This window comes from Mycobacterium sp. (assembly GCF_049673265.1).
In the GTDB taxonomy this organism is placed as follows: Bacteria; Actinomycetota; Actinomycetes; order Mycobacteriales; family Mycobacteriaceae; genus Mycobacterium.
Map to the genome: position 1 here is coordinate 1 of NZ_JBATXN010000250.1, position 1519 is coordinate 1519.

Consider the following 1519-nt stretch of genomic DNA (forward strand, 5'->3'; position numbering starts at 1 on the left):
CTCGCCGCGCTCTACCCGGTTGACGACGGCGACATCACCCGCCTGCACGCCCGGTTGGCGGCGGCTGCCGACCGCGACGACCTTCTCGATGTCGCCTACCGAACGGTCGACTCACCCGTCGGCGCCCTGCTGGTGGCCGCGACACCGGCCGGGCTGGTGCGCGTGGCATTCAGCAGCGAGGGCCACGACGCGGTGGTGCAGAACCTTTCCGACCGCATCAGCTCCCGATTGCTGCACGCCCCGAAGCGGCTGGCTGCCGTCGCCCGCCAACTCGACGAATATTTTTCCGGGCGCCGCCGCACCTTCGACGTGCCGCTGGATTGGCAGCTCTCCAAAGGATTTCGGCGAGTGGTTCTGGGACACCTGGCGGCCGACATCGGCTACGGAACCACCGCCAGCTACGCCACCCTGGCCCGACTTTCAGGTTCTCCCAAGGCTGTTCGCGCCGTCGGAACGACCTGCGCGACTAACCCCCTCCCGGTCGTGGTGCCGTGCCACCGCGTCGTGCGATCCGATGGCGCCCTGGGCGGCTATCGCGGTGGCCCCGCCGCCAAGCGAGCCCTGCTCGAACTGGAGGGCGTGGCGTGAGACTGCTAGAGGAACGTCACTCCGACACCACCGACCGTAGGTAGGGAAACGTGCGGTCGAATCGGGCCGGATCCGGGGCAACGCCGGTTCCCAGCGGGGAGTTTGTCAGCAATGACAGCATGCTGTCCATTACGTTATCCCGTAGCGATCGGCCGTTAAAGCCCGCGTAGTCGAACGAGGCGACAGTGCCGAGTTCGTATGGCAGGGTGAGGGATCCGAATAACCCCGCTACCCGACGACCATACGCATCGGGATCATCGGTAACACCGGCCGCGGCGGCGTATTTGCTCACCGTCGACACGATGCTTGAGATGAACAGTGACTCGTTGTCGGATGGCCGACTATGGTTGTACCGCTCGCGTAGATCGTCTCCGCCGAGATAAATGTGGGTAAGCAATGGCAGCCCCCAGCGGGCTACCTGTTGCTCGGGGGCATGCCCACACAATGAGACCGTTGCCCACGCGTTCACACGACCGGCATTGGCAATCAACCGGTTCGGCACTTCGAGAACAATTGCCGCAACAGTGCGGTCGTGAAAGAAGTTGACCCGGTTGTGAAATGCCTCAGGATTGTAATGGCCCTCGGCGAAGGCAGCCTTGAATGCCTCGAGCGCGGCTGCATCACCAGCGAAGGGATCATCGACCACGGCGGCGAATGCGCGTACGCCTTTCACGCCAGACACGACTTCCTCGGTTGGACCGCAGGCCAACACGTCTCCGCTCAGGCCGTCAGGCAGGTGATCCGCTCGGCGGACTTCGAATCTCTGGATGTGATTGAGCGTCCCGGTGTTCGAGCTCGCGTCGGAGATCTCGCCGAACCGTACTTTGAACGACACATCCTCGTGTCGGTCGCCGTCGGTGTCGAAGCGGAACGCGTAGACCGCTTCGTCGCGAAACGGCGCGGCGGTATGCGCATTTGCCGCTGGGTTGAC

2 protein-coding genes are annotated in these 1519 nt (G+C 64.1%); one reads left to right on the top strand and one right to left on the bottom strand.

Features of this window, described 5'->3' with window-relative positions; all coding sequences use genetic code 11:
- The first annotated feature begins 33 nt into the window (after positions 1 to 33).
- Positions 34 to 588 carry a methylated-DNA--[protein]-cysteine S-methyltransferase gene (locus tag WBF82_RS08840; RefSeq protein ID WP_424382674.1) on the top strand — a complete coding sequence of 185 codons (555 nt, stop codon included), beginning with the start codon at positions 34 to 36 and terminating at the stop codon, positions 586 to 588.
- A 16-nt stretch (positions 589 to 604) separates the two neighbouring features.
- Here WBF82_RS08840 and WBF82_RS08845 read toward each other — a convergent pair.
- Positions 605 to 1519 (bottom strand): DUF4331 family protein (locus tag WBF82_RS08845; protein ID WP_424382673.1); only part of this gene is annotated, 915 nt, incomplete at its 5' end.